At 68.2% G+C, this 20920-nt stretch carries 18 protein-coding genes; 9 read left to right on the forward strand and 9 right to left on the reverse strand.

Annotated elements, in window-relative coordinates:
- Positions 1-40 precede the first annotated feature (40 nt).
- Together VE759_RS15505 and VE759_RS15510 are read right to left on the reverse strand one after the other, a co-directional pair.
- The gene (locus VE759_RS15505) at positions 41-259 is read right to left on the reverse strand and encodes a dodecin (protein ID WP_324934056.1); all 219 of its coding nucleotides are present in this window, start codon (positions 257-259) and stop codon (positions 41-43) included.
- 206 nt (positions 260-465) lie between these two features.
- Positions 466-1530, reverse strand: a complete 1065-nt coding sequence (locus VE759_RS15510; protein ID WP_324933981.1) for an alpha/beta hydrolase fold domain-containing protein — start codon at positions 1528-1530, stop codon at positions 466-468.
- Positions 1531-1865: 335 nt separating this feature from the next.
- Between VE759_RS15510 and ileS the strand changes: the two genes are divergently transcribed.
- On the forward strand, positions 1866-5018 hold the full coding sequence (gene ileS, locus VE759_RS15515; protein WP_414687929.1) for an isoleucine--tRNA ligase: 3153 nt from the start codon (positions 1866-1868) through the stop codon (positions 5016-5018).
- Positions 5019-5121: 103 nt separating this feature from the next.
- Here ileS and VE759_RS15520 read toward each other — a convergent pair whose 3' ends face one another.
- The 4 genes from VE759_RS15520 to VE759_RS15535 are packed head-to-tail and all read right to left on the reverse strand — an operon-like array spanning position 5122 to position 9807.
- On the reverse strand, positions 5122-7782 hold the full coding sequence (locus tag VE759_RS15520) for an FtsX-like permease family protein (protein WP_324933983.1): 2661 nt from the start codon (positions 7780-7782) through the stop codon (positions 5122-5124).
- Positions 7779-8507 carry an ABC transporter ATP-binding protein gene (locus VE759_RS15525; RefSeq protein ID WP_324933985.1) on the reverse strand — a complete coding sequence of 243 codons (729 nt, stop codon included), beginning with the start codon at positions 8505-8507 and terminating at the stop codon, positions 7779-7781. The genes VE759_RS15520 and VE759_RS15525 overlap by 4 nt, the downstream gene beginning before the upstream one ends.
- Positions 8504-9193 (reverse strand): ABC transporter ATP-binding protein, encoded by a 690-nt coding sequence (locus VE759_RS15530; RefSeq protein WP_324933987.1) that lies wholly within the window; start codon positions 9191-9193, stop codon positions 8504-8506. Before VE759_RS15530 ends, VE759_RS15525 begins: the two co-directional genes overlap by 4 nt.
- Positions 9190-9807: a hypothetical protein gene (locus VE759_RS15535; RefSeq protein WP_324933989.1), complete on the reverse strand. Its 618-nt coding sequence runs from the start codon at positions 9805-9807 to the stop codon at positions 9190-9192. The genes VE759_RS15530 and VE759_RS15535 overlap by 4 nt, the downstream gene beginning before the upstream one ends.
- A 585-nt stretch (positions 9808-10392) precedes the next feature.
- Between VE759_RS15535 and VE759_RS15540 the strand changes: the two genes are divergently transcribed.
- Together VE759_RS15540 and VE759_RS15545 are read left to right on the forward strand one after the other, a co-directional pair.
- On the forward strand, positions 10393-11253 hold the full coding sequence (locus VE759_RS15540; protein ID WP_324933991.1) for a S1C family serine protease: 861 nt from the start codon (positions 10393-10395) through the stop codon (positions 11251-11253).
- 61 nt (positions 11254-11314) lie between these two features.
- Positions 11315-12736, forward strand: coding sequence for a DNA polymerase IV (locus VE759_RS15545; protein ID WP_324934060.1), 1422 nt, complete (start codon positions 11315-11317; stop codon positions 12734-12736).
- Here the strand turns inward: VE759_RS15545 and VE759_RS15550 are convergent.
- Positions 12701-13612 (reverse strand): asparaginase, encoded by a 912-nt coding sequence (locus VE759_RS15550; protein ID WP_324933993.1) that lies wholly within the window; start codon positions 13610-13612, stop codon positions 12701-12703. The genes VE759_RS15545 and VE759_RS15550 overlap by 36 nt on opposite strands.
- Positions 13613-13665: 53 nt before the next feature.
- Here VE759_RS15550 and lspA point away from each other — a divergent pair, with 53 nt between their 5' ends.
- From lspA to VE759_RS15580, 6 genes are all read left to right on the forward strand, one after another.
- A complete protein-coding gene (gene lspA, locus VE759_RS15555) occupies positions 13666-14346 on the forward strand; it encodes a signal peptidase II (protein WP_324933995.1) in 681 nt (226 codons plus the stop codon).
- A complete protein-coding gene (locus VE759_RS15560; RefSeq protein WP_324933997.1) occupies positions 14346-15275 on the forward strand; it encodes an RluA family pseudouridine synthase in 930 nt (309 codons plus the stop codon). Before lspA ends, VE759_RS15560 begins: the two co-directional genes overlap by 1 nt.
- Positions 15272-16174 carry an EamA family transporter RarD gene (gene rarD, locus VE759_RS15565; RefSeq protein WP_324933999.1) on the forward strand — a complete coding sequence of 301 codons (903 nt, stop codon included), beginning with the start codon at positions 15272-15274 and terminating at the stop codon, positions 16172-16174. Before VE759_RS15560 ends, rarD begins: the two co-directional genes overlap by 4 nt.
- Positions 16175-16202: 28 nt before the next feature.
- A complete protein-coding gene (locus VE759_RS15570; protein WP_324934001.1) occupies positions 16203-16583 on the forward strand; it encodes a YciI family protein in 381 nt (126 codons plus the stop codon).
- A gap of 62 nt (positions 16584-16645) precedes the next feature.
- Positions 16646-17827 carry an RNA polymerase sigma factor gene (locus tag VE759_RS15575; RefSeq protein WP_324934062.1) on the forward strand — a complete coding sequence of 394 codons (1182 nt, stop codon included), beginning with the start codon at positions 16646-16648 and terminating at the stop codon, positions 17825-17827.
- A 28-nt stretch (positions 17828-17855) separates the two neighbouring features.
- Positions 17856-18335: a type VI secretion system tube protein Hcp gene (locus tag VE759_RS15580; RefSeq protein ID WP_324934003.1), complete on the forward strand. Its 480-nt coding sequence runs from the start codon at positions 17856-17858 to the stop codon at positions 18333-18335.
- 156 nt (positions 18336-18491) lie between these two features.
- Here VE759_RS15580 and VE759_RS15585 read toward each other — a convergent pair whose 3' ends face one another.
- Positions 18492-19307: a DoxX family protein gene (locus VE759_RS15585; protein WP_324934005.1), complete on the reverse strand. Its 816-nt coding sequence runs from the start codon at positions 19305-19307 to the stop codon at positions 18492-18494.
- Between the two features lie 200 nt (positions 19308-19507).
- Positions 19508-20638 (reverse strand): VIT1/CCC1 transporter family protein, encoded by a 1131-nt coding sequence (locus tag VE759_RS15590; protein WP_324934007.1) that lies wholly within the window; start codon positions 20636-20638, stop codon positions 19508-19510.
- Positions 20639-20920: the final 282 nt, after the last annotated feature.

Below are 20920 nucleotides of genomic sequence, written 5' to 3' on the forward strand. Positions count from 1 at the left end.
GCCCCAGCGCCTGGCCCAGGCGCGCCAGCGCCTTGGGCCGCTAGTTGTCGGTGTCTTCGATTCGGAAGCCCACCTTCATCGTCACCTGCACGTGGCCGATGGCGCCGTTCTCGAGGTGGCCGCGAATCGACTGCACCTCGAACCAGTCGAGATTGCGCGTCGTGTCCGCGGCGCGGGCCAGGCCGTTGCGGATCGCCGTGTCGACCCCGTCCGGTGAGGTGCCGACGATTTCGATGACGCGATAGGTGTGGTTGGTCATGGCTTCGGCGTACCAGAAGCCGACCCGCAGCGGCTCGAATTGGTACCGAAGACCGCAGCCGGCGCCGAAGACCGCTTCAGGCCCATCTACTGGCTCGATCATCCGTTCGGGACGCAAGTCGCCGTTACGCCCGAGCCGTTCCTACGCTCCCTAGAGGTCTTCGAACTCATCGACCGCAGGCCATGAATGCGTGCCGAACGGGTCGGCTAGTTCGCAACCGCCTTGGCAAAGCCGCTGACGTCGCGCAGGCTTGCGCCGTACACGTCCGGGATGGTGCCGGCGCACAACATGTCGCCGGCATGGCAGGTGCCGGCGACGATTCGGCCGACTGTCGGTACTCCCGCGTGTATCAGGCTGCGGTAGTAGGTCAAGCCTTCATCCCGTAGCGGATCGAGTTCGTTGACGGAGATCACATGGGGCGGCATGCCGACGAGGTCGGCCTCGGTCGCGTTCCCTGCCCAGCAGGCGGGGTCGCCCACGAACTGCTTGTCGGGGTCGTAGACCGAGCCGCTTATCGCCAACTCCATGCTGTTGAAGATGTAGCCGTCGTTCTCCTTCAGTGAGGCCAGCTCATCGGGCTGCTCGAGGTACCGGTTCGAGATGTACGGACACTGCGCGTAGACGCCGGCGATTTCGCCCAGCCAGCCCTCTCGCTTGGCCTTGTGCGCGACGGCAAGGGTGAGATTGCCGCCGCCTGATTCTCCGGATACGACGATGTGAGAGGCACCCAGATCGGTCAGGTGCGCGGCCGCCCATCGGATGCCTGTCGCGCAGTCGTTAGCACCGGACGGGTACGGATGCGGGCCCAATTTCCCAGCGCTGTTGCGGAATTCGACGCCAACGACCACCAGGCCGGTGGCGGCGAGATTGTCGCGCCAGCGAACGAATCCAGTGTCGGCGGCGCTGAGGAAAGCCATGCCGCCACCGTGGAGGTGGACGATGCACGGCAACGTTGACGCCGAGGACGCGGCGGGCCGGCTGATGTAGAGCGTCACATCGTTGCCATCGATGCCGGTGATCGTGACGGTTTCTGTCGTCACGCCTTCTGAGACCGGTCCGGCCTGGGCCAGGGCATCGAGGACTTCGGTGAAGGCTTCCTCCATCTGTGCGACGTATGCGAATCGGTCTTGCAGCGATGCGTCAGCTGTGACCGGCGGTGGTGGGGTATTGCCGTCGAGGCCGAATGGCGCCAACGCGGCGACCATGCGCGGGTCGGACCGTGGATCGGTGCCGAGTGTGGTATCTGGATTGGCCAGTCGTCCGTTAAGCATGGCCCATTTAGTATGCGTGACCTTAGCTCTGGCTCTCAAAAGAAATTGTTGACCGGAAATGCGGTCCGAGCCGCGATCACCAGCATCCAGGTCCACGGTCGGGCGCCGCGGCTGCCCGGTAGACTGTCCTCACCAGCGTGGATCCGGCCATCACCGGGGAGCCTTCGGAAGAACGGCCTCTGGCTCAGTAGACCCGAACGGGTAGGCCCGTAACAGCCTCTACAAGTGGTCACGCGTACCGGCGCGTGACAAGCGGGGTGGTACCGCGGCGCTCGCGCACCGGCGCGTCGTCGTCCCCGTGCCTTGACCGACACGTGGGCACAGGAGACGCACGAGTGACTGAGCCGGCCCTTTCCGAAAGGGCTTACCCGCGCACCGAGTTGGGCGCCGATCCGCGCGGCGGCACGCCGGATTTCCCGAAGCTCGAACTCGATGTGCTCGACTACTGGGCCCGCGACGACACGTTCCGCGCCAGCATCGCCCGCCGCGACCACGCGCCCGAATTCGTTTTCTACGACGGCCCGCCGTTCGCCAATGGCCTGCCGCACTACGGCCACCTGCTCACCGGCTACGTCAAGGACATCGTGCCGCGCTACCGCACGATGCGCGGCTTCAAGGTGGAACGGCGGTTCGGCTGGGACACCCACGGCTTGCCCGCCGAACTCGAGGTCCAGCGTCAGCTCGGTATCACCGACAAGTCGCAGATCGAGCGGATGGGCATCGAGAAGTTCAACGACGCCTGCCGCGCGTCGGTGCTGAAATACACCAACGAATGGCGGGCCTATGTGACCCGGCAGGCCCGCTGGGTCGACTTCGACAACGACTACAAGACGCTCGACCCGACGTTCATGGAGTCGGTGATCTGGGCGTTCAAACAGCTGTGGGACAAGGGGCTGGCCTACGAAGGCATTCGGGTGCTGCCGTATTGCTGGAACGACGAGACGCCGCTGTCCAGCCACGAACTGCGGATGGACGACGACATCTACCAGCCCCGCCAGGACCCGGCGATCACCGTCGGCTACAAGATTCACAGCAGCAGCCCGGGCCTCGACGGCGCCTACCTCCTGATCTGGACCACCACGCCGTGGACCCTGCCGTCCAACCAGGCCGTCGCCGTGCATCCCGATGTCGAATACGTGCAGGTACAGGCCGGCGACCGGCGCTACCTGCTGGCCAAGTCGCGGCTGGCCGCATACGCCCGGGAACTCGGCGAAGAGCCCGATATTCTCGCCACCTACCGCGGCAGCGAGCTGCTCGGCCTGCGCTACCTGCCGCCGTTCCCGTACTTCATGGACAGCGCCAACGCTTTTCGGGTGCTGCCCGGTGAATTCGTCACGACCGACGAGGGCACCGGCATCGTGCACATGTCACCTGCTTACGGCGAGGACGACAAGGCGGCCGCCGACGCGGCCGGCATCGTCCCGGTCACCCCCGTCGACTCCAAGGGGCGGTTCGACGCGACCGTGCCCGACTACCAGAACCAGCACGTCTTCGATGCCAACCCGCAGATCATCCGCGACCTCAAGAACGGCACCGGGCCCGCCGCGGTCAACGGTCCGGTCCTGCTGCGTCACGAAACCTACGAGCACCCCTATCCGCACTGCTGGCGCTGCCGCAACCCGCTGATCTATCGTGCGGTGTCGTCGTGGTTCATCAAGGTCACCGAGTTCCGCGATCGCATGGTCGAACTCAACCAACAGATCACCTGGTACCCCGAGCACGTCAAGGACGGCCAGTTCGGCAAGTGGCTGGAAAACTCGCGTGACTGGTCGATATCCCGAAACCGCTACTGGGGCACACCGATTCCGGTGTGGATCTCCGACGACCCGGCGTATCCGCGCATCGACGTGTACGGCGGCCTCGACGAGCTCGCGCGCGACTTCGGCGTCCGCCCAACCGATCTGCACCGGCCCTACATCGACGAGTTGACCCGGCCCAACCCCGACGACCCCACCGGCAAGTCGACGATGCGACGCATCCCCGACGTGTTCGACGTGTGGTTCGACTCCGGGTCCATGCCCTACGCGCAGGTGCACTACCCGTTCGAGAACGTCGAGTGGTTCGACAGCCACAACCCTGGCGACTTCATCGTCGAATACATCGGCCAGACCCGCGGCTGGTTCTACACCCTGCACATCCTGGCCACCGCGCTGTTCCACCGGCCCGCGTTCAAGACCTGCGTCTCGCACGGCATCGTGCTCGGCAACGACGGCCAGAAAATGAGCAAATCCCTGCGCAACTACCCCGACGTCACCGAGGTGTTCGACCGCGACGGTTCCGACGCGATGCGCTGGTTCTTGATGGCCTCGCCCATCCTGCGCGGCGGCAACCTGGTCGTCACCGAGCAAGGCATCCGCGACGGCGTGCGCCAGGTGCTGTTGCCGTTGTGGAACGCATACAGCTTCCTGGCACTGTACGCACCGAAAACCGGGACCTGGCGGACGAATTCGCCGCACGTTCTCGACCGCTACATACTTGCGAAGCTGGCCCAGCTGCGCGACGACCTGACCGAGGCGATGGACGTCTACGACATCTCCGGCGCCTGCGACCAGGTGCGCCAGTTCACCGAGGCGCTGACGAATTGGTATGTGCGACGGTCACGATCGCGGTTTTGGGATGAGGACCCCGACGCGATCGACACGCTGCACACCGTGCTCGAGGTGACCACGCGGCTGGCCGCGCCGCTGCTGCCGCTGACCACCGAGGTGATCTGGCGGGGCATCACCGGCGAACGCTCGGTGCATCTGACCGACTGGCCCGGCCCGCAGGAGGTGCCCGCCGACCCGCAGCTGGTCGCCGCGATGGACCAGGTGCGCGACGTCTGCTCGGCGGCGTCGTCGCTGCGCAAGGCCAAAAAGCTGCGGGTCCGGCTGCCGCTGCCCAAACTGACCGTCGCGGTGGCGAACCCGGACCGGCTCAAGCCGTTCACCGACCTGATCGCCGACGAACTCAACGTCAAGTCGGTCGAGCTGACCGACGACATCGCGAAGTACGGCCGCTTCGAGCTGACCGTCAACGCCCGCGCCGCGGGCCCCCGGCTGGGCAAGGACGTGCAGGCGGCGATCAAGGCGGTCAAGGCCGGCGAGGCGGTGGCCAACCCGGACGGGACGCTGACCGCCGGACCCGCGACCCTGCAGCCCGGCGAGTACACGTCGCGGCTGGTGGCCGCCGATCCGGAGTACACCGCCCCGCTGCCCGACGACGCCGGGCTGGTCGTGCTCGACGCCACCGTCACCCCCGAGCTCGAGGCGGAGGGCTGGGCCAAGGACCGCATCCGCGAACTGCAGGACCTGCGCAAGTCCACCGGCCTGGACGTCTCCGACCGGATCAGCGTCGTGATGAACGTGCCGCCGCAGCGCGAAGAATGGGCGCACACCCACAAGGACATGATCGCCCGCGAAATCCTGGCCACCAGCTTCGAGTTCGGCGAGCCGGCCGACGGGGCCGAGATCGGTGACGGCGTGCGGGTGGCTATCGCGAAGGTTTGACGGACGGCCAACTCGGCGACACCCGCCAGGTCCTGACCGTTTGCCCGGTGTCGGCGATGATGCACGTGGCAGGGATGCCGTGCGGTTGTCGATTGCCCGGTGGTTACAGCTCGCGCAGCACTGTGGCCGCAGACCTACGTGTCACTGTTAGCGCGGCGGTGCCGACCGCACCAAGGCCGCCCACCGTGATCGCGAACAGGGCCCACAGGTACGGCCAGGGAACGGCTATCACCGATGGCGGCGGGTCGAATACCCCGCCGAGCACTTTGACCAGCATCATCGACAGGATTGCGCCGATCGCGGCGCCGCCGCCAAGACCCAAGACCGTGAGCACCCCGGCTTCGCTGCCGATGAGAGCCCGCATGTGGCCACCTTTGGCGCCCAGTGCGGCGAAGATCGCGAAGGTGCGACGCCGCTCGGCCAGGCCGAGAGCGAAGACCAGCGCGCCGGCCGCGACGGCGAGCAGCAGGGCGTAAGCCAGCTCGACGCGGGTCAAACCACGCAGATCAACCGACGTGAGGCTGGAGCCCACCTGTCCCCGGACAGTGGCAATGTCGGTGACCGTCGCCGAGGTGCCCAGCAGGTCGCGCAGGCCCGCGGCAACCGATGCGGTGTTCCTGCCCCCGGTGTCGACGAGGAAGGTGCCGACGGCATCAGATCCGGTCTGTTGGCTGACGTAGCCGGCGTTGGCCACGAAGAACGAATCCTTTGGCGCAGTCGGGAATTCGTTGACCACCCCGACGTAACGGAAGTTGACCGGCTTGGGCTGGTGGGTGTTGGCGTCGACGAGACGCAGGGTGATCGGGTCGCCGACGCGCAGCTGATAGGCGCTGACGGTTTCGGCCGAGACCAGGACCGAATCCGGGTGGGCCGACAGGGTACTCATCAATGACTTGGCGGTGCCGCCCTGAAAGTACGCGTCCTGCAGGGCAGTTGACTTCGTAATCGTGGTCGGATCCACAGCGAAGAAGTCCTGAAGGTCGGCACCCACGTAAGCGAAGCGGTGCTGCAGCGGCTCGACTCCGGTCACCCCTGGCACCGCGGCAAGGCGCGCGGCCGCGGACGGGCCGGGCGACGCGGACGGCGGAAAGGCGACGGCGATGTCGGCGCCGTTGGTGAGCAGTGCATCGGCTTCGGCCTGTTGACGGTAAGTGGCGTTGAATGTTGCGGTGGAAATCGCGAAGGCAATAGCCAGGGCGAGCACCACGATCGCCCGCACAAGTGGCCGGCGCTGCCGCGATATCCCGCCTGCCGCGACGCCGGCCAGCGAACCCGCGGTCGGAGCTAACGCGCGGCGCACGAGGTTGCGGCCCCGCCCCAGCACCAAGTCGGCGAGTCGCCAGGTGAGCAATGCGGCGCCGATCCACAGCAGCGCGGGCCCCGCGAACGCCCAATAGGACACCGAGATCGTCGGGGTTCCCTCCGGCGCCAGCACGATTTGGTAGTGGTTCCGGCTTGTCGCGAGGAACGCAAGGCCCGCGGCGATCAGCGCGGCACCGTCAAGCCCGTATCTGGCCCAGATGGGGTATCGGGCCGCCGCGACCTCACCTCGCGCGGACGCCACGCTGCTGTGGCGGAGGTCGCGGCGGGCAGGTCCGACAACGGTGATCAACGCGATGACCACACCCACGACGGCGGACCCGGCCGCCCAGCCGATGGTGGCGGCGGCTGTCGTGCCGAATCGCAGCGCGCCGAACGCGAGGTAGGCGACGGCGATGGCGCCGATGAGGCCCACGACCGCGCCCACGGCGCCGGTCACCAGGGCCTCGGCCACGGCAAGCCGCAGCAGCCGGCGCGGCGACGCGCCGCGGGCCCGCAACAACGCCTGCTCGGCGCGTCGCCGGCCCGCTCCGGCGGCGGCAACGGTCGCGGTCAGCAGGGCGGCCAGGACGGCGCCGGGCACGCCGAGGAACAGAAACAACACCTGCGCGTAGGCGGCGTCGCTGCGGGCGGCCCCGAGCTCGGCGCCAAGATTGTCGCCGACCAACGCAGTGCCCGCGCTGCGTGCTTCCAGGTTGTGCGCCGCCGCGGCGGTGAAGTTGTAGGCCGCCGCCGGGTCGGCCGGCAGGTCGTGCTGCCGCACGACGTGGATCTGGGTGGTCACCAGGTCGGGCCGCGCGGACGCGAGCGGGTCGAAGATCGCGTGCCACTGGCCTTGGGGAAGCAGAACGACGTTGTCGGGCGGTGCCGACGGTTGCGCGGCGGGCGGAGCTCCGACTGTTTGGAACAGCGAGTTGGCCTGGGCCAGGTCGACGACCCCGTCGACGGTGACGGTCACCGGTGGCAGGCCCGCCCGGCCCACCGTGATGGTGTCGCCGGGTGCGGCGTGCAGGTTCGCCGCGGTTTGCTGGGCCAGCAGAACCCCGGTGGACGCGCCGAGCATCGATCGGATCTCGCCGGGGAACATGCTCTGATAACCGACCGGCACGCCCAGCACGGTCGCCGGCCCGGTCGTCTGGGTAGTCGCACCGGTGACCGCACTTAGTCCAGCCGCATGGGCGTATCCCACGAGGGCGCTGGTTTTCACGTCCGGGTCCGTGCTGACCAGATGGGCGACGTCGGCGGGATTGGCTTGCGGTTGGACCTGGACCTGCCAGTCGACCGCGACCGAACGCACCGCCCGCGCGGTCATCGTCGCCTTGGATTGGGCCGTGAACACGGCGAGGGTGGCGATCAACGCGACGGCCACGGCGATGCCTGCCGCGGTTCCGGCAAGCCGCAGCGGGCGGCGGCGCAGTAGCCCGAAGATCCACAAAGTGGTCATGCCAGCGCCATTTTCGGCGGCGCAGTGTCTGTGTGCAGGTGTCCATCGCGCATCGTCCACTCGTGCGGCAGCCGGCGAGCGATGAGCGGGTCGTGGGTCGACACCACAAGCGCGGCGCCCGATTCCGCACAGGCGTGCAGCAGTACGTCGATGACCTTGGCGCCGGTCGTGTGATCGAGCTGGCCCGTGGGCTCGTCGGCCAGGATGAGCATCGGGGCCGCCGCCAGAACCCGTGCCACGGCGACGCGTTGCGCCTGGCCGCCGGACAGCTCCTGCGGCAGTTTGGCGGCCAGGTCCTCGATCGCCAACCGGACCAGGGCCGCACGGGCGCGATCGGCGGCGAGGGACTCGGCGATCCCGCCGAACAGCATGGGCAGCGACACGTTCTCGGTCACGTCGAGCGATGGGACCAGGCTCGGGCCCTGGAAAACGATTCCCACCCGCCCGCGCACCGCGAGTCGATCGTCACCGAACGCAGGCCAGCTCACGGTCCCAGATGTCGGGGTGTCGAGGGCCGCCATGAGGTGCAGCAACGTCGACTTGCCCGACCCGGACGGCCCCGTCAACGCGATCTGCATTCCGGGCTCGAGCACGCAGCTGGCCGCGGCCACCCCGGTGATCGGGGCGGCGGCTGCGCCGAAGGTGCGGGTCACGCGGCTGATGGCCAGCACCGGTTGATCGGTTCTCGACGCCGGCAGCTGAGCCCGCCGGTGCAACGAGGTCACGGGCTGACCCGACCGTCGGATAGCCGGATGACCCGGTCGGCGGCGGCGGTCACCGCACCGCTATGGCTGACGATCAAGATCGCGGCCCCGGCCTGCGCGCAGTCGACGAGCAGGTCGAGCACGATCGCTTCGGTGGCACCGTCAAGTTCGCCAGTGGGCTCATCGGCCAATATCACCACCGGCGTGTTGGCAAGCGCCACCGCGAGACCGGCGCGGGCCAGCTCCCCACCCGAAAGTTGGCTGGGGTAGGCGCGCGCGCGGTGGCCCATCCCGAGCGCCTCGAGAAGCGTCGCCGGACCCGCCGACCGTCGCACCAGGGCCTGCGCCAGCCGCACATTCTGCGCGACGGTCAAGTGTGGCAGCAGATTTGCGGTCTGGAACAGCAAGCCGATCTGCTCAGCGCGGATCCGCGACCGAACGTGTTCGGGTTGGTGACTCAACCGTTGGCCGCTGATGCGCACCACGCCGCCGTCGGGATTGTCGATCCCGGCCAGGCAGGCCAACAACGTGGATTTGCCTGAACCCGAAGGCCCGGCGACCGCCACCAGCTCACCGGCCGCCACCGTCAGCGAAACACCTTGTAGCGCCAGGGTTTCCTCATCGCCGGCCCGAAAGAAGCGGTACAGCGAGGCGGCTTCCAGCGGTGGCGGCCCGTCGGCGTTGCGATTACGGGTTGCGTCCGTCATGGCAGCCATCGGAACGAATCGGTGACTTTCCGCCACGGGTCTGCGTTGTCTGCTCCCACCGGGCCGGCCAGGGTGAGCACAACGGTGTGGCCGGTGCGGAAGAACTCGTAGCGTTCGACGGCCTGCGGGACGACCTTTCCGGTGACGGGGTTGGGTGCCGAATTTCGTTTGAACGTGGTCAATATCGCCTGGCCGGCCGCGCGGTCAACCGTTGCGACGTCGGCAGAGTTGAGGCTGGCGTCGGCGGCCGCCATCGCCGGTAGTTCGGTCGACCGCACCGATTCGACTGTCGGCGCGGTGCCGGTGCGACTCTCGACAGCCACGCTGTTGAAGTTGTCGCTGAACGTCACCCCGCCGGGCGAGTCTGTCCTGGCCCAACCCTCGGGGATTTCAACAGTGAAAGACCCGTCCGGCGCGGTAAATGCGACGAAGGCCTGGGTGTCGGGAATGTCTCCGGCGGTGTCTGGCTCACTGACCTGCCCGCGCGGCGCATTGACGGTTGCGCCCGACCCGGGCGAGGGTGCCGCGGCGGGACGGTGGCCGTTCGAGCACGCCGCCCCGAGCGCTAGTGCGACGATCAAGCCGACTGCACCGGCATAGCTTCTGGCCCGCATCGTCGCTCCTTCTTCGGCGTGTTTCAGATCCGTCTGTCATCCGTCGCGCATCGGCGTGTCATCGCCGACGGTAGGCGCGCGCCACTGAGGAATCGCTGAGGCGCGACGGGCCTCAAGCGGGGCGCAACCCGACGGCGTCGATCACCAACGCGGTCATGTCGTCGTGGCCGCCGGCGCGGTGCTCGGCGTGCGCGTGCAGCGCCCCGGGTCAGCAGATTGCGGTGAGCAGCGGCTTTTAGTCGAGCCGGTCGGTGGCTGGGTGCCAGCCGGAAGAGTCGATGGACGCCAGCAGCGATGGCAGCGCTTTGCCGCTGCACGAACCTGGTTAGGTGCCGAGGAATCCGCCGGCGCCAACGGTGGCACTGCCGGGCGGGGCACTCACCGCAATGGACCCGACAACCCGGATCACCGAAACGAGGCGTGGTAGCCATGACATCCCATCGGCAGATTCCTCCCGGCCGGCACCAGCCGAAAGATGAGCCGGCGACGGATCGGTCCACGGCTCGACACCGCGCCGATCCAACCGCGCCGCGCCCGGCAGTCGCACGGCAGGTCACATCGCGCCATCGGGCCCGCAATCATGTGTTGGCATTGCTCACCGGAGTGGTGTTGGTGTCGGCGGTCTCCGCCGCCGCCGGTGGAGCAGCCGCCGTGGCGGCATATCCGCACGCCCACGACGTCAGCGGTCACTCGCCGACGTCGGCATCTGCCGCCGCACAGCCCGCCGCACGCGTTTCGGGCGGATCCATCGAACAGGTTGCCGCCACGGTGCTGCCCAGCGTGGTGGAGTTGCAGACCCCGTCCGGCGGTCAGGTCCAGCTCGGTTCGGGCATCATCTTGACCTCCGACGGCTTGATTCTCACCAACAACCATGTGGTGTCCCCGGCGGCCAATGCCCCGGCAGGTGCCAACGGTGCGCAGAACAAGGTGACATTGGCCGATGGCCGGACCGCGCCCTTCAGCATCGTGGGCACCGATCCGGTCGACGACATCGCCGTTGTACGCGCTCAAGGCCTTTCCGGGCTGACCCCGCTGGCGCTGGGGTCGTCGTCGGACCTAAAGGTCGGCCAGCAGGTCGTGGCGGTGGGATCGCCGCTGGGTCTCAGCAACACGGTGACATCGGGGATCATCAGCGCGCTGCATCGGCCGGTGTCGCCGGGCGGCGACCCGGCCGGCGCACACCTGGATGCCATTCAAACCGACGCGCCGCTGAACCCCGGGAACTCCGGTGGAGCTCTGGTAAACCTCAAGGGCCAATTGATCGGCATCAACACCGCGGTCGCTGGGCTGGCTAGCGCCGGCGGTGAAACCGGTTCGACCGGTCTGGGTTTCGCCATACCAGTCGATCAGGGCAAGCGCGTCGCCGACCAGCTCATCGCCGCGGGGAAGTCATCACCAGCACAGCAGAACAGTCCGGTTAGCAATAGCCGCGTAGCGATGCCTTAGCGGGGCATGGCGGGCCGAGGATGGCTCGTTTGTCCATAACATCATCGGCATGGGCCGCTGGGTGCTGCATATCGACATGGACGCGTTTTTCGCGTCCGTCGAGCAACTCACCCGACCCACGCTGCGCGGACGGCCGGTGCTGGTCGGCGGTCTCGGCGGCCGCGGGGTGGTGGCGGGCGCCAGCTACGAGGCCCGCGAATTCGGCGCCCGCTCGGCGATGCCGATGCACCAGGCCCGCCGGCTTGTCGGCATTCATGCGGTCGTGCTGCCGCCGCGCGGCGTGGTCTACGGTGTGGCCAGCCGCCGCGTGCTCGACACCGTCCGCACCGTAATGCCGGTGCTTGAACAACTTTCCCACGACGAGGCGTTCGGTGAACCCGCCGAACTCGCCGGCGCGGATGCCGCCGACGTCGAACGGTTCTGCCAGCAGTTGCGGGCGAGGGTGCGCGACGAGACCGGTCTGACGGCCTCCGTCGGCGCCGGATCGGGCAAGCAGATCGCCAAGATCGCATCCGAGTTGGCGAAACCCGACGGCATCCGGGTGGTCGCCCGCGACGACGAACAGCCGCTGCTGCACGGGTTACCGGTGCGGCGGCTCTGGGGCATTGGCCCGGTGGCCGAGGACAAGCTGCACCGGCTCGGCATCCAGACCATCGGCCAGCTCGCCGCACTGACCGAGGCCGAGGTCGCCAACATCCTCGGCGCGACGGTCGGGCCCGCGCTGCACCGATTGGCCCGCGGCATCGACGACCGTCCCGTTGCCGAACGCGCCGAAGCCAAGCAGATCAGCGCCGAATCCACCTTCGCGACCGACCTCACCACGCTCGAGCAGCTGCATGAGGCCACCGCACCGATCGGCGAGCACGCCCACCAGCGGCTGCTGCGCGACGGGCGCGGCGCCCGCACCGTAACGGTGAAGCTGAAGAAGGCCGACATGAGCATCCTGACGCGTTCGGCGACGCTGCCGTATGCCACCACCGACGCCGCGACGCTGATCGCGGCGGCCCGCAGGCTGCTGCTCGATCCGCTCCAGATCGGGCCGATTCGCCTTGTCGGCGTTGGCTTTTCCGGGCTCACCGAGGTTCGCCAGGAACCGCTGTTTCCCGACTTGGAGCTACTGGCCGAGCCGGCCGACACCACCCAGGCGCCCGCGCCCGCGGGGGCGGGGGAACCGGCGGGCTGGCGCGTCGGCGACGACGTCCATCACGGCGAGTTCGGCCACGGCTGGGTTCAGGGCGCGGGCCACGGCGTCATGACCGTGCGATTCGAGACCCGCGCCAGCGGCCCAGGCCCGGCGCGCACGTTCGCCGTCGCCAGCCCCGACGTCGAGCGTGCCAACCCGGTCGACAGCCTGGACTGGCCGGAATATGTCAACGGGCTGCTCGATGCCGGGCAGCGCTGGGGGCACCTCCCGCCCGAAGGGCAGGGGGACAACCCGGGAATTGACTCAGCCCCAGCGGGCGACGACCTCGCCAGTCGGTGAACCGGTGGCCAGTGCGGCCATCAGCAGCACCCTGGCCTGCGCCGCCCGTAGCCGCGGCACCAGCACCGCGCCCGCATCGACCAGTGCGCGGCCCGGTCGGTAGCTGGCGGCGACACGGCCGTACGGCACCCGCGTCGACACCAGCACCTCGACGCCGGCCGCTCGATGCCGACGCACGGCGTCGACGATCGGTTGGCCCGCATTGCCCGAGCCCAGCGCCTCGAGCACCACGCCGCGTGCGCCGGCCCCGACACACGCGTCCAGTGCGACCGCGTCGGCACCGAGATAGCACGAGACCACATCGACGCGCGGCGCCGACTTCGCGGATGCCGCACCCAGAAACGGCCGCTGCTTCTCGTCGATGGTCGGCACGCCGTCGGTCACCGAACCGATCTGTGGTCCTTGGAATCCAGCTGGGCCGCCGATCTTGCTGGTGCCCAGCGGCGCCAGCACCGCAGCCGACAGGCAGATCAGCACCCCCAGCCCGCGGGCCGCCGGGCAGGCCGCCACCGCGAGCGCGTCACGCAAGTTGGCGGGGCCATCGGAATCGGGTGCGTCGGCGCTCTTGGTCGCACCGGTGATCACCACCGGTGCAGCGCCGTCGTAGGTCAAGTCCAGCCACAGCGCGGTTTCCTCCATCGTGTCCGTGCCGTGGGTGACGACGACGCCGTCGGCACCCGAGCCACGCACCGCAGCGCTGATCCGGTCCCAGTCGGCGACGGTGAGCTCGGAGCTGTCGACCGCCATCAGGTCGACCACCTCGGCGTTGAGCCCGGCGGCCAGCTGGGCGCCGGTTCGTGCCGGCCGCAACACGCCGCTGCCGTCGGCCGCCGAGGCAATCGTGCCGCCGGTGGTCACGACGAGAATGCTGGCCATGGCTGCGATCATGCCGCAGGCACGCTGAAGGATGGCTGGGGGATGATGGAGCGGTGACCGACGAATCCACTGCGGAGCCGGCGACGGCTGACAAGGACGAAGCCGACGCGCGGCCGCCGAAGCGGCGGGTCCGGCTGCTGCTGACGGTTGCCGCGGTGGTGCTCGCGTTGGACATCGTCACCAAGGTGCTCGCGGTGCACCTGCTCGCCCCGGGCCAACCGGTTTCGATCATCGGCGACGCCGTGACCTGGACGCTGGTGCGCAACTCCGGCGCGGCGTTTTCGATGGCCACCGGCTACACCTGGGTGCTAACGCTGATCGCGACCGCGGTGGTGATCGGGATCTTCTGGATGGGCCGTCGGCTGGTGTCGCCGTGGTGGGCGATCGGCCTCGGGATGATCCTCGGCGGCGCCATGGGCAACCTGGTGGATCGGTTCTTCCGCTCACCGGGCCCGCTGCGTGGGCACGTCGTGGACTTCCTCTCCATCGGCTGGTGGCCGGTGTTCAACGTTGCCGACCCGTCGGTTGTCGGCGGCGCTGCGCTGCTGGTGGGGTTGTCGCTGTTCGGCTTCGACTTCGACACCGTCGCCCGGCGCAAGCCGGGCGACGAGGACCTGGCTGGCCGGGGTAAGCCCGGCGACGAGGACCTGGCTGGCCGGGGTAAGGCCGACGGCGAATCGGACACCGGGCGCCGTAAGCCCGGCGACGAGTCGGACGAGGCCGACAAGTCCTGATGCCGCAGCGATCCATGCCGGTCCCCGAGGGGCTGGCGGGCATGCGCGTCGACGCCGGGCTCGCCCGGCTGCTTGGGCTGTCTCGCACAGCGGCGGCCGCGCTGGCCGAGCACGGTGCCGTCGACATCGACGGCGCGCCCGCCGGCAAGTCCGACCGGCTGATCTCCGGCGCGTGGTTGGACGTGCGGCTGCCCGATGAACGACCGCCAGTGCGGAACCGGGTAGAGACCGTCGAGGGCATGACAATCCTCTACGCCGACGATGACATCGTGGCGGTGGACAAGCCGCCCGGCGTGGCCGCGCATGCCGGCGTCGGTTGGACCGGGCCGACCGTGCTCGGCGGCCTGGCCGCGGCCGGGTTTCGCATCTCCACGTCGGGCGTTCACGAGCGGCAGGGCATCGTGCACCGCCTCGACGTCGGCACCTCCGGGGTAATGGTGGTGGCGATCTCTGAGCGGGCCTACACCGTGTTGAAGCGGGCGTTCAAGCAGCGCACCGTCGACAAGCGCTATCACGCTCTGGTGCAGGGTCATCCGGATCCGTCCAGCGGCACCATTGACGCGCCGATCGGCAGGCATCGCGGTCATGATTGGAAGTTCGCGGTGACCGAGGGCGGTCGGCACAGTATCACTCATTACGACACCATTGAGGCGTTCGTCGCCGCCAGCCTGCTCGACATCCACCTCGAAACCGGTCGCACACACCAGATTCGCGTGCATTTCGCCGCGCTGCACCATCCCTGCTGCGGGGACCTCACCTACGGCGCCGACCCGAAACTCGCGAAAATGCTTGGGCTGGAACGACAATGGTTGCATGCCCGCTCGTTGGCATTCGACCATCCCGCCGACGGCCGTCGGATCGAGATCACCAGCCCGTATCCGCCGGACCTGCAGCATGCGCTCGACGTGCTCCGCCACCACGACGCGTGAATGACAGCCGAAGGTCCGGGCTGGCGTATGGCGTTGGCGCCTACGCTATGTGGGGGCTGTTTCCGGCGTTTTTCCCGTTGCTGAAGCCGGCGGGCTCCTTCGAAGTGCTGGCCCACCGCATCGTATGGACCTTTGTCCTGATGATTGCGGTCATCGCGGCGGTGCGCCGCCTCGGCGACATCCGTTCGATCACGACGCGGATCTGGCTGTTGCTGGTGTGCGCGTCATTCCTGATCGCGGCCAACTGGGTGATCTACATCTACGCCGTCAACAACGGCCATGTGGTCGACGCCGCACTCGGCTATTTCATGAACCCGCTGGTCAGCGTCGCACTCGGGCTGGTGGTGTTCCGGGAGCGGCTCAACCGCGCCCAATTCGTCGCGTTGGCCATCGCGGTGGTCGCCGTGGTCGTGATGACCGTCGAGGTCGGCGCACCGCCGGTCATCGGTCTCGGGCTGGCGTTCTCGTTCGGGCTGTACGGCGCCGTCAAGAAGGTGGTGCCGACCGATCCAACCGTCAGCGTCGGGGTGGAGGCGGCGATCACCACGCCGCTGGCGCTCGCATACATCGCGGCGCTCGAGATCGGCGGCCACGGCCAGTTCGCCAACCACGGAGTGGCACACGCGGCGCTGATGATGCTGTCCGGCCCGTTGACCGCGCTGCCGTTGCTGCTGTTCGCTGCCGCGGCACAGCGGCTGCCGCTGGTGACAATGGGCCTGCTGTTCTATCTCACCCCGGCGATGCAATTGACGTGGGGCGTGCTGGTCGGACACGAGCCCATGCCCGCGGCGCGCTGGCTGGGCTTCGCGCTGATCTGGCTGTCGCTGGCCGTGTTCAGCGCCGACGCATTGTGGCGGGCCCGTGTCGATCGGGCGTCGGCCGAATCGTCATACCGGTGACACCATCAACTGGCGAAAGGACACCACAATGCGCTACTGCCTGCTCATGCACTACCAGGAGGCCGGCGACATCGGGCTGACCGAGGAGGACATGGCGCCCGCGATGGCCGCTTTCCAGGCTTATGCCGCCGATCTCGACAAGGCCGGCGTACTCGTCACCACCCAGGTGCTCGAACCGGTGGTCGCGACGACGACGGTCACCGCGCGCAACGGAACACCGGAGATCCAGGACGGGCCGTTCATCGATACCAAGGAACGCCTCGGCGGCATCTTCGTGATCGACGTCCCCGACCTGGACGCGGCGCTGGACTGGGCCAAACGAAACCCGGCAGCCGCGTTCGGCTCGATCGAGATCCGGCCGGTGGCACGCACTTACACCAGCGAGCGGGGCGAGTGGTTCACCCCATAGGCGACCCGGAGTCGCGGGTGGCCGGGGCGGTCGACCGGGTCACCCGCGACTCCTACGGCCGGCTGCTTGCGCTGCTGGCCGCACCCACCGGCGACATCGCGGCCGCCGAGGACGCGATCGCCGACGCGCTGGAACGCGCCCTGACCCGCTGGCCGGTCGACGGCATCCCGGCCAACCCCGAGGGCTGGATCGTCACGGTCGCGAAGAACCGACTGCGCGACGTGTGGAAGTCGCATGCCTACCGGATGACCGACCCGGTCAGCGAGATCGACGACCGCACAGTGACGGTCGAACCCGCAGACCCCGACGCAATACCGGACCGGCGGCTCGAGCTGATGCTGGTGTGCGCGCATCCGGCGATCGCGCAAGACGTCCGCACGCCGCTGATGCTGCAGACGGTGCTGGGCGTGGCGGCCGAGGCGATCGCCGAGGCGTTCGCGGTGCCGGCGTCGACAATGGCGCAGCGGCTCGTGCGGGCCAAGCGCCGCATCCGCGTTGCACACATTCCGTTCGTGCTGCCGCAGCGAGCCGATCTGGCCGACCGGCTGCCGGCCGTGCTGGAAGCCGTCTACGGCGCGTACGCAATCGATTGGCAGCTGACACCGCAGGGCGCGCCGCTCGAGTCGCTTTCGGCAGAGGCGCTACATCTGGCGCTGCTGCTGGCCGAATTGGTGCCCGAGGAGCCCGAGGTGCTCGGCCTGGCGGCGCTGGTGTGCCTCTCGGAGGCGCGCAGGCCGGCGCGGCGCCGTGCCGACGGAAGCTTCGTTCCGCTCAACGAGCAGCACACCGCGGTGTGGGACCGCACATTGATTGACCGCGGCGAGGCGCTGCTGCGGCGCGCGCACGGCCATCGCCGCCCCGGCCGCTACCAACTCGAGGCGGCGATTCAGTCGGCACACTGCGACCGGGCCCGCACCGGGATCACGGACTGGGCCGCCCTGCGGACACTGCACCGCGGACTGCTGCAAGTCGCGCCGTCGCTCGGCGCGACGGTGGCGCTCGCCTCGGTCGACGGCGAAATCGACGGGCCCGACGCCGGTTTGGCGGCTCTGGACGCGATCGACGATCCGGCCGTCGAGCGGTTCCAGCCGTTCTGGTCGACGCGTGCCCATCTGCTCTTCGAGGCGGGACGACCGCGGGCCGCCGCCGATGCGTTTCGGCGCGCGATCGAATTGACGAGCGACGAAGGTGTGCGCGGATATCTGACGGCGCGGCTGACCGAATCACGGGCAAGACCGGGCTAACATCGCGTCGCCGAGGGAGGGCAGTGCGATGGCGACGCAGATCTTCGCGAAGATCGGTGACATCAAAGGCGAGTCCGCCGACGCCAAGCACAGGGACGAGATCGAGGTGGTGTCGTTCTCCTGGGGCGTGGCGCGCACCGGGTCCGCCGCCGGCGGTGCCGGGGGAGGCGCGGGCAAGGCGACATTCCAGGACCTGTCGATCGTGCACGGCATCGACAAGGCCAGCCCGGCGCTGCTTCAGGCCTGTGCGACCGGCGTGCACATCAAGGACACCACCATCACGCACCGCAAGGCGGGCAGGAGTCAGCAGGAATTCCTCATCGTCAAGCTGACCGATGTCACCGTCACCGCGGTCAACCACAGCGGAACCGACGAGGCGCCGTATTCCGAAACGGTCACCTTGAAATTCGCCAAGTTGGACTTCGAGTACCGGCCTCAGCGGGCCGACGGGTCCCTTGACACCGGCATCCACTTCAAGTTCGACCTCAAGACCAACACGGTCGGCTGAGGCGGCGTGGGCGAGTTCCGCGAGCCGCGCGAGCCGACCGTCGACGAGGCCGTGCCGTGGCGATGCTCCGGCAGAGAAGGGAATTCACCGCGGCGTCAGAGGTTTACACGGCCTCGACGGTCAATGCGGGTCGGTTGGTACATATCGCACGCAGCATTACTTCCTAGCGGCCGAGTTGGCCAGCGGTGGGTGCAAGGCCCACGAGGCGACGGTGAGAGCAAGCAGCACAATCGCAGCGACGAGTGAGCCGCTGCCTTTTCCGACGATCAAGTGGGAAACGATCGCGGAACCGTAGGTGATGACGGCGCCGGCGTAGGCCCACTCCTTGATCCGCGGAAATCCCGGTATTAGAAGAGCTACCGCGCCTGCCAACTTCCACGCCCCCATCACGATCAACAGGTAGGCGGGATAGCCGAGCTGTCCAACCGCGGCGCGAACCTGATCGGTTTGGAGGAGATCCCAAATGCCGCCGACTGCGAGCTCGGCCGCGACCAGCACGGTGGTGATCCAGTAGCCGATGATGTGGGCCATGGTGAAGCCGTGGATGGTGAGCGGATTCGGTCTGAACCCACGCCGGGATTGCGGCCGCAGGGCCCAAGAGGCAGCAGTGAGCCCAGCGAACACCAGGGGACCCACAACCGCTTTGGGGCCGTCACCGACCCAGAGGTGTGACACCGCCGCTGCGGTGTAGTTGAACATCAGACCCGCATACGCCCACTCCTTGAGCCGCGGAAGCCCTGGGGCGAGCACCACGATGCCCGCCGAGACGTACCAGACACCGAGAATGGTCATGAAGTAAGCGGGATAACCCAGATGCATCGCGGTGCCATAGAACGGCGGCAGCCGGAGTGCCCCCATCACCCCGCCCACGACGCACTCCCCAACCACGACGGCAGTAGTGGCCCAGTAGGCAACACCCTTCGCTCGCGTAGATGAGACCCTTGTGCGGCGATGTGATACCGAAGTGTCCATCGGCTGAGCCTCCAATACGGTGACGGTGCGCCCGACGATCTAGCGGGCGGCACTGCTTGAGTGCAGCCCGTACCGCTGTCCTCACGAGTAACGACACCCATCGGCCGCACAATGTGACCACATCACCGAGCTAGTTCCCTTCGGTGGTGATACTTCGTCGTTTGACCGCAGAGACTCACGCGATGGTCGGAGCTGGCCGCCTATGCGGCGCCGAGCCGCACGCCGGCAACCGCGCCGGCCAGGTGCCCGATCACGAATACCAGCAGCGCCGCGCCGCCGCCGATGAGCAGCTGCCGTATTCCCGCCCGCAGGCCGCCGCGGCCGTTGAGCACGCCGAGCGTCGCGCCGACGCCAAACAGCGCCAGCCCCGCCAGCACGATCGCAGTGACCAAAGCCGCCACACCCGAACCGAAGAAATAGGGCAGCACCACCACAATCGCTCCGAGAGCGAATGCCAGCAGACTGGACAGCGCCGCCGACCATGGCGAGCCGAGCTCGTCGGGATCGAGTCCGAGTTCCTCGCGCGCCATGGTGTCCAGCGCGGCGTCGCGGTCTTTCATGATGGTGGTCGCGACGCGCTCGGCCTCCTCGGCGTCGAGCCCCTTGGCGCGGTAGATCAGCGCGAGCTCCTCGGCCTCCGCCTCCGGGTCATCGCGCAGTTCCATTTCTTCGAGGCCGATCTCGCGCTCGTATGCTTCCCGTTGGCTGCGCATCGAAATGTATTCCCCGGCGGCCATCGACAGCGCCCCGGCCAGCAACCCGGCCAGCCCTGCGAACAAAATCACCGTCGCGCTGGCTCCGGAGCCGGCGAATCCCATCACCAGCGAGGTGTTGGACACCAGCCCGTCGTTGACACCGAACACCCCGGCACGCAGCGCGCCCGAGCGGTCACCACGATGCCAGCGTTCGAGCCGGCGAATTCTGCTGGGGTCGTCGATGCCGCTGTCGCGCAGCCGGGTCAGCACCCGACCATGCGAACGCTCGTCGATGGCCATCCTCGATGTGGCGTCGGGATCGTTCCGATAGAGCCCGGCGTCGGCGCGCTCGGCGCGCTCGAGGTACGGCAGCACGGCATCGATGGAAAACCGGCGGGCCAGCCAGGACAGCACCCGAGTGCGCAGCGCGGGCTGGCCGGGCTCGGGCACCGGCTCGCCGAGCTCGGTGAGCTTGGCCGCCCAGTGAGCGGCATGCTGGCGCTCCACCGCGGCGAGTTGGTTGAGGACCTCACGCCGCTCTCCGGTGGCGGAGTCTGCCAACCCGTCATACAGGTCGGCGCTGCGCCGCTCGGCGGCGAGTAGGTCACGAAAGCGGCCGGCTTCCCCGCTGCCCATATCCACTCCTTCAAGCTGTTTGAAACGACATCGTTCATAACGGCTCTAGTTTCTGGAAGGATTCCAAAAACGGCCGCAACCAGAGTGATGCTGCTCACTTTCGTGCCGGGACCACGTCGATCGACCTAATCGGCGTCGTCATGTAATCCCGTTGCGATGCAAGCGTTTCCGACGGCTTCTCATCATCCCGGGCGCCCCACCGTGTTCCGCTGCGGGACGCCGTGGGTTCAGTTTTTTCAGAATTAGCGGTCCACGTCACCTTGGGTTTAGGTAAGGCTGCCC

Source organism: Mycobacterium sp., assembly GCF_035640695.1.
GTDB lineage: Bacteria > Actinomycetota > Actinomycetes > Mycobacteriales > Mycobacteriaceae > Mycobacterium.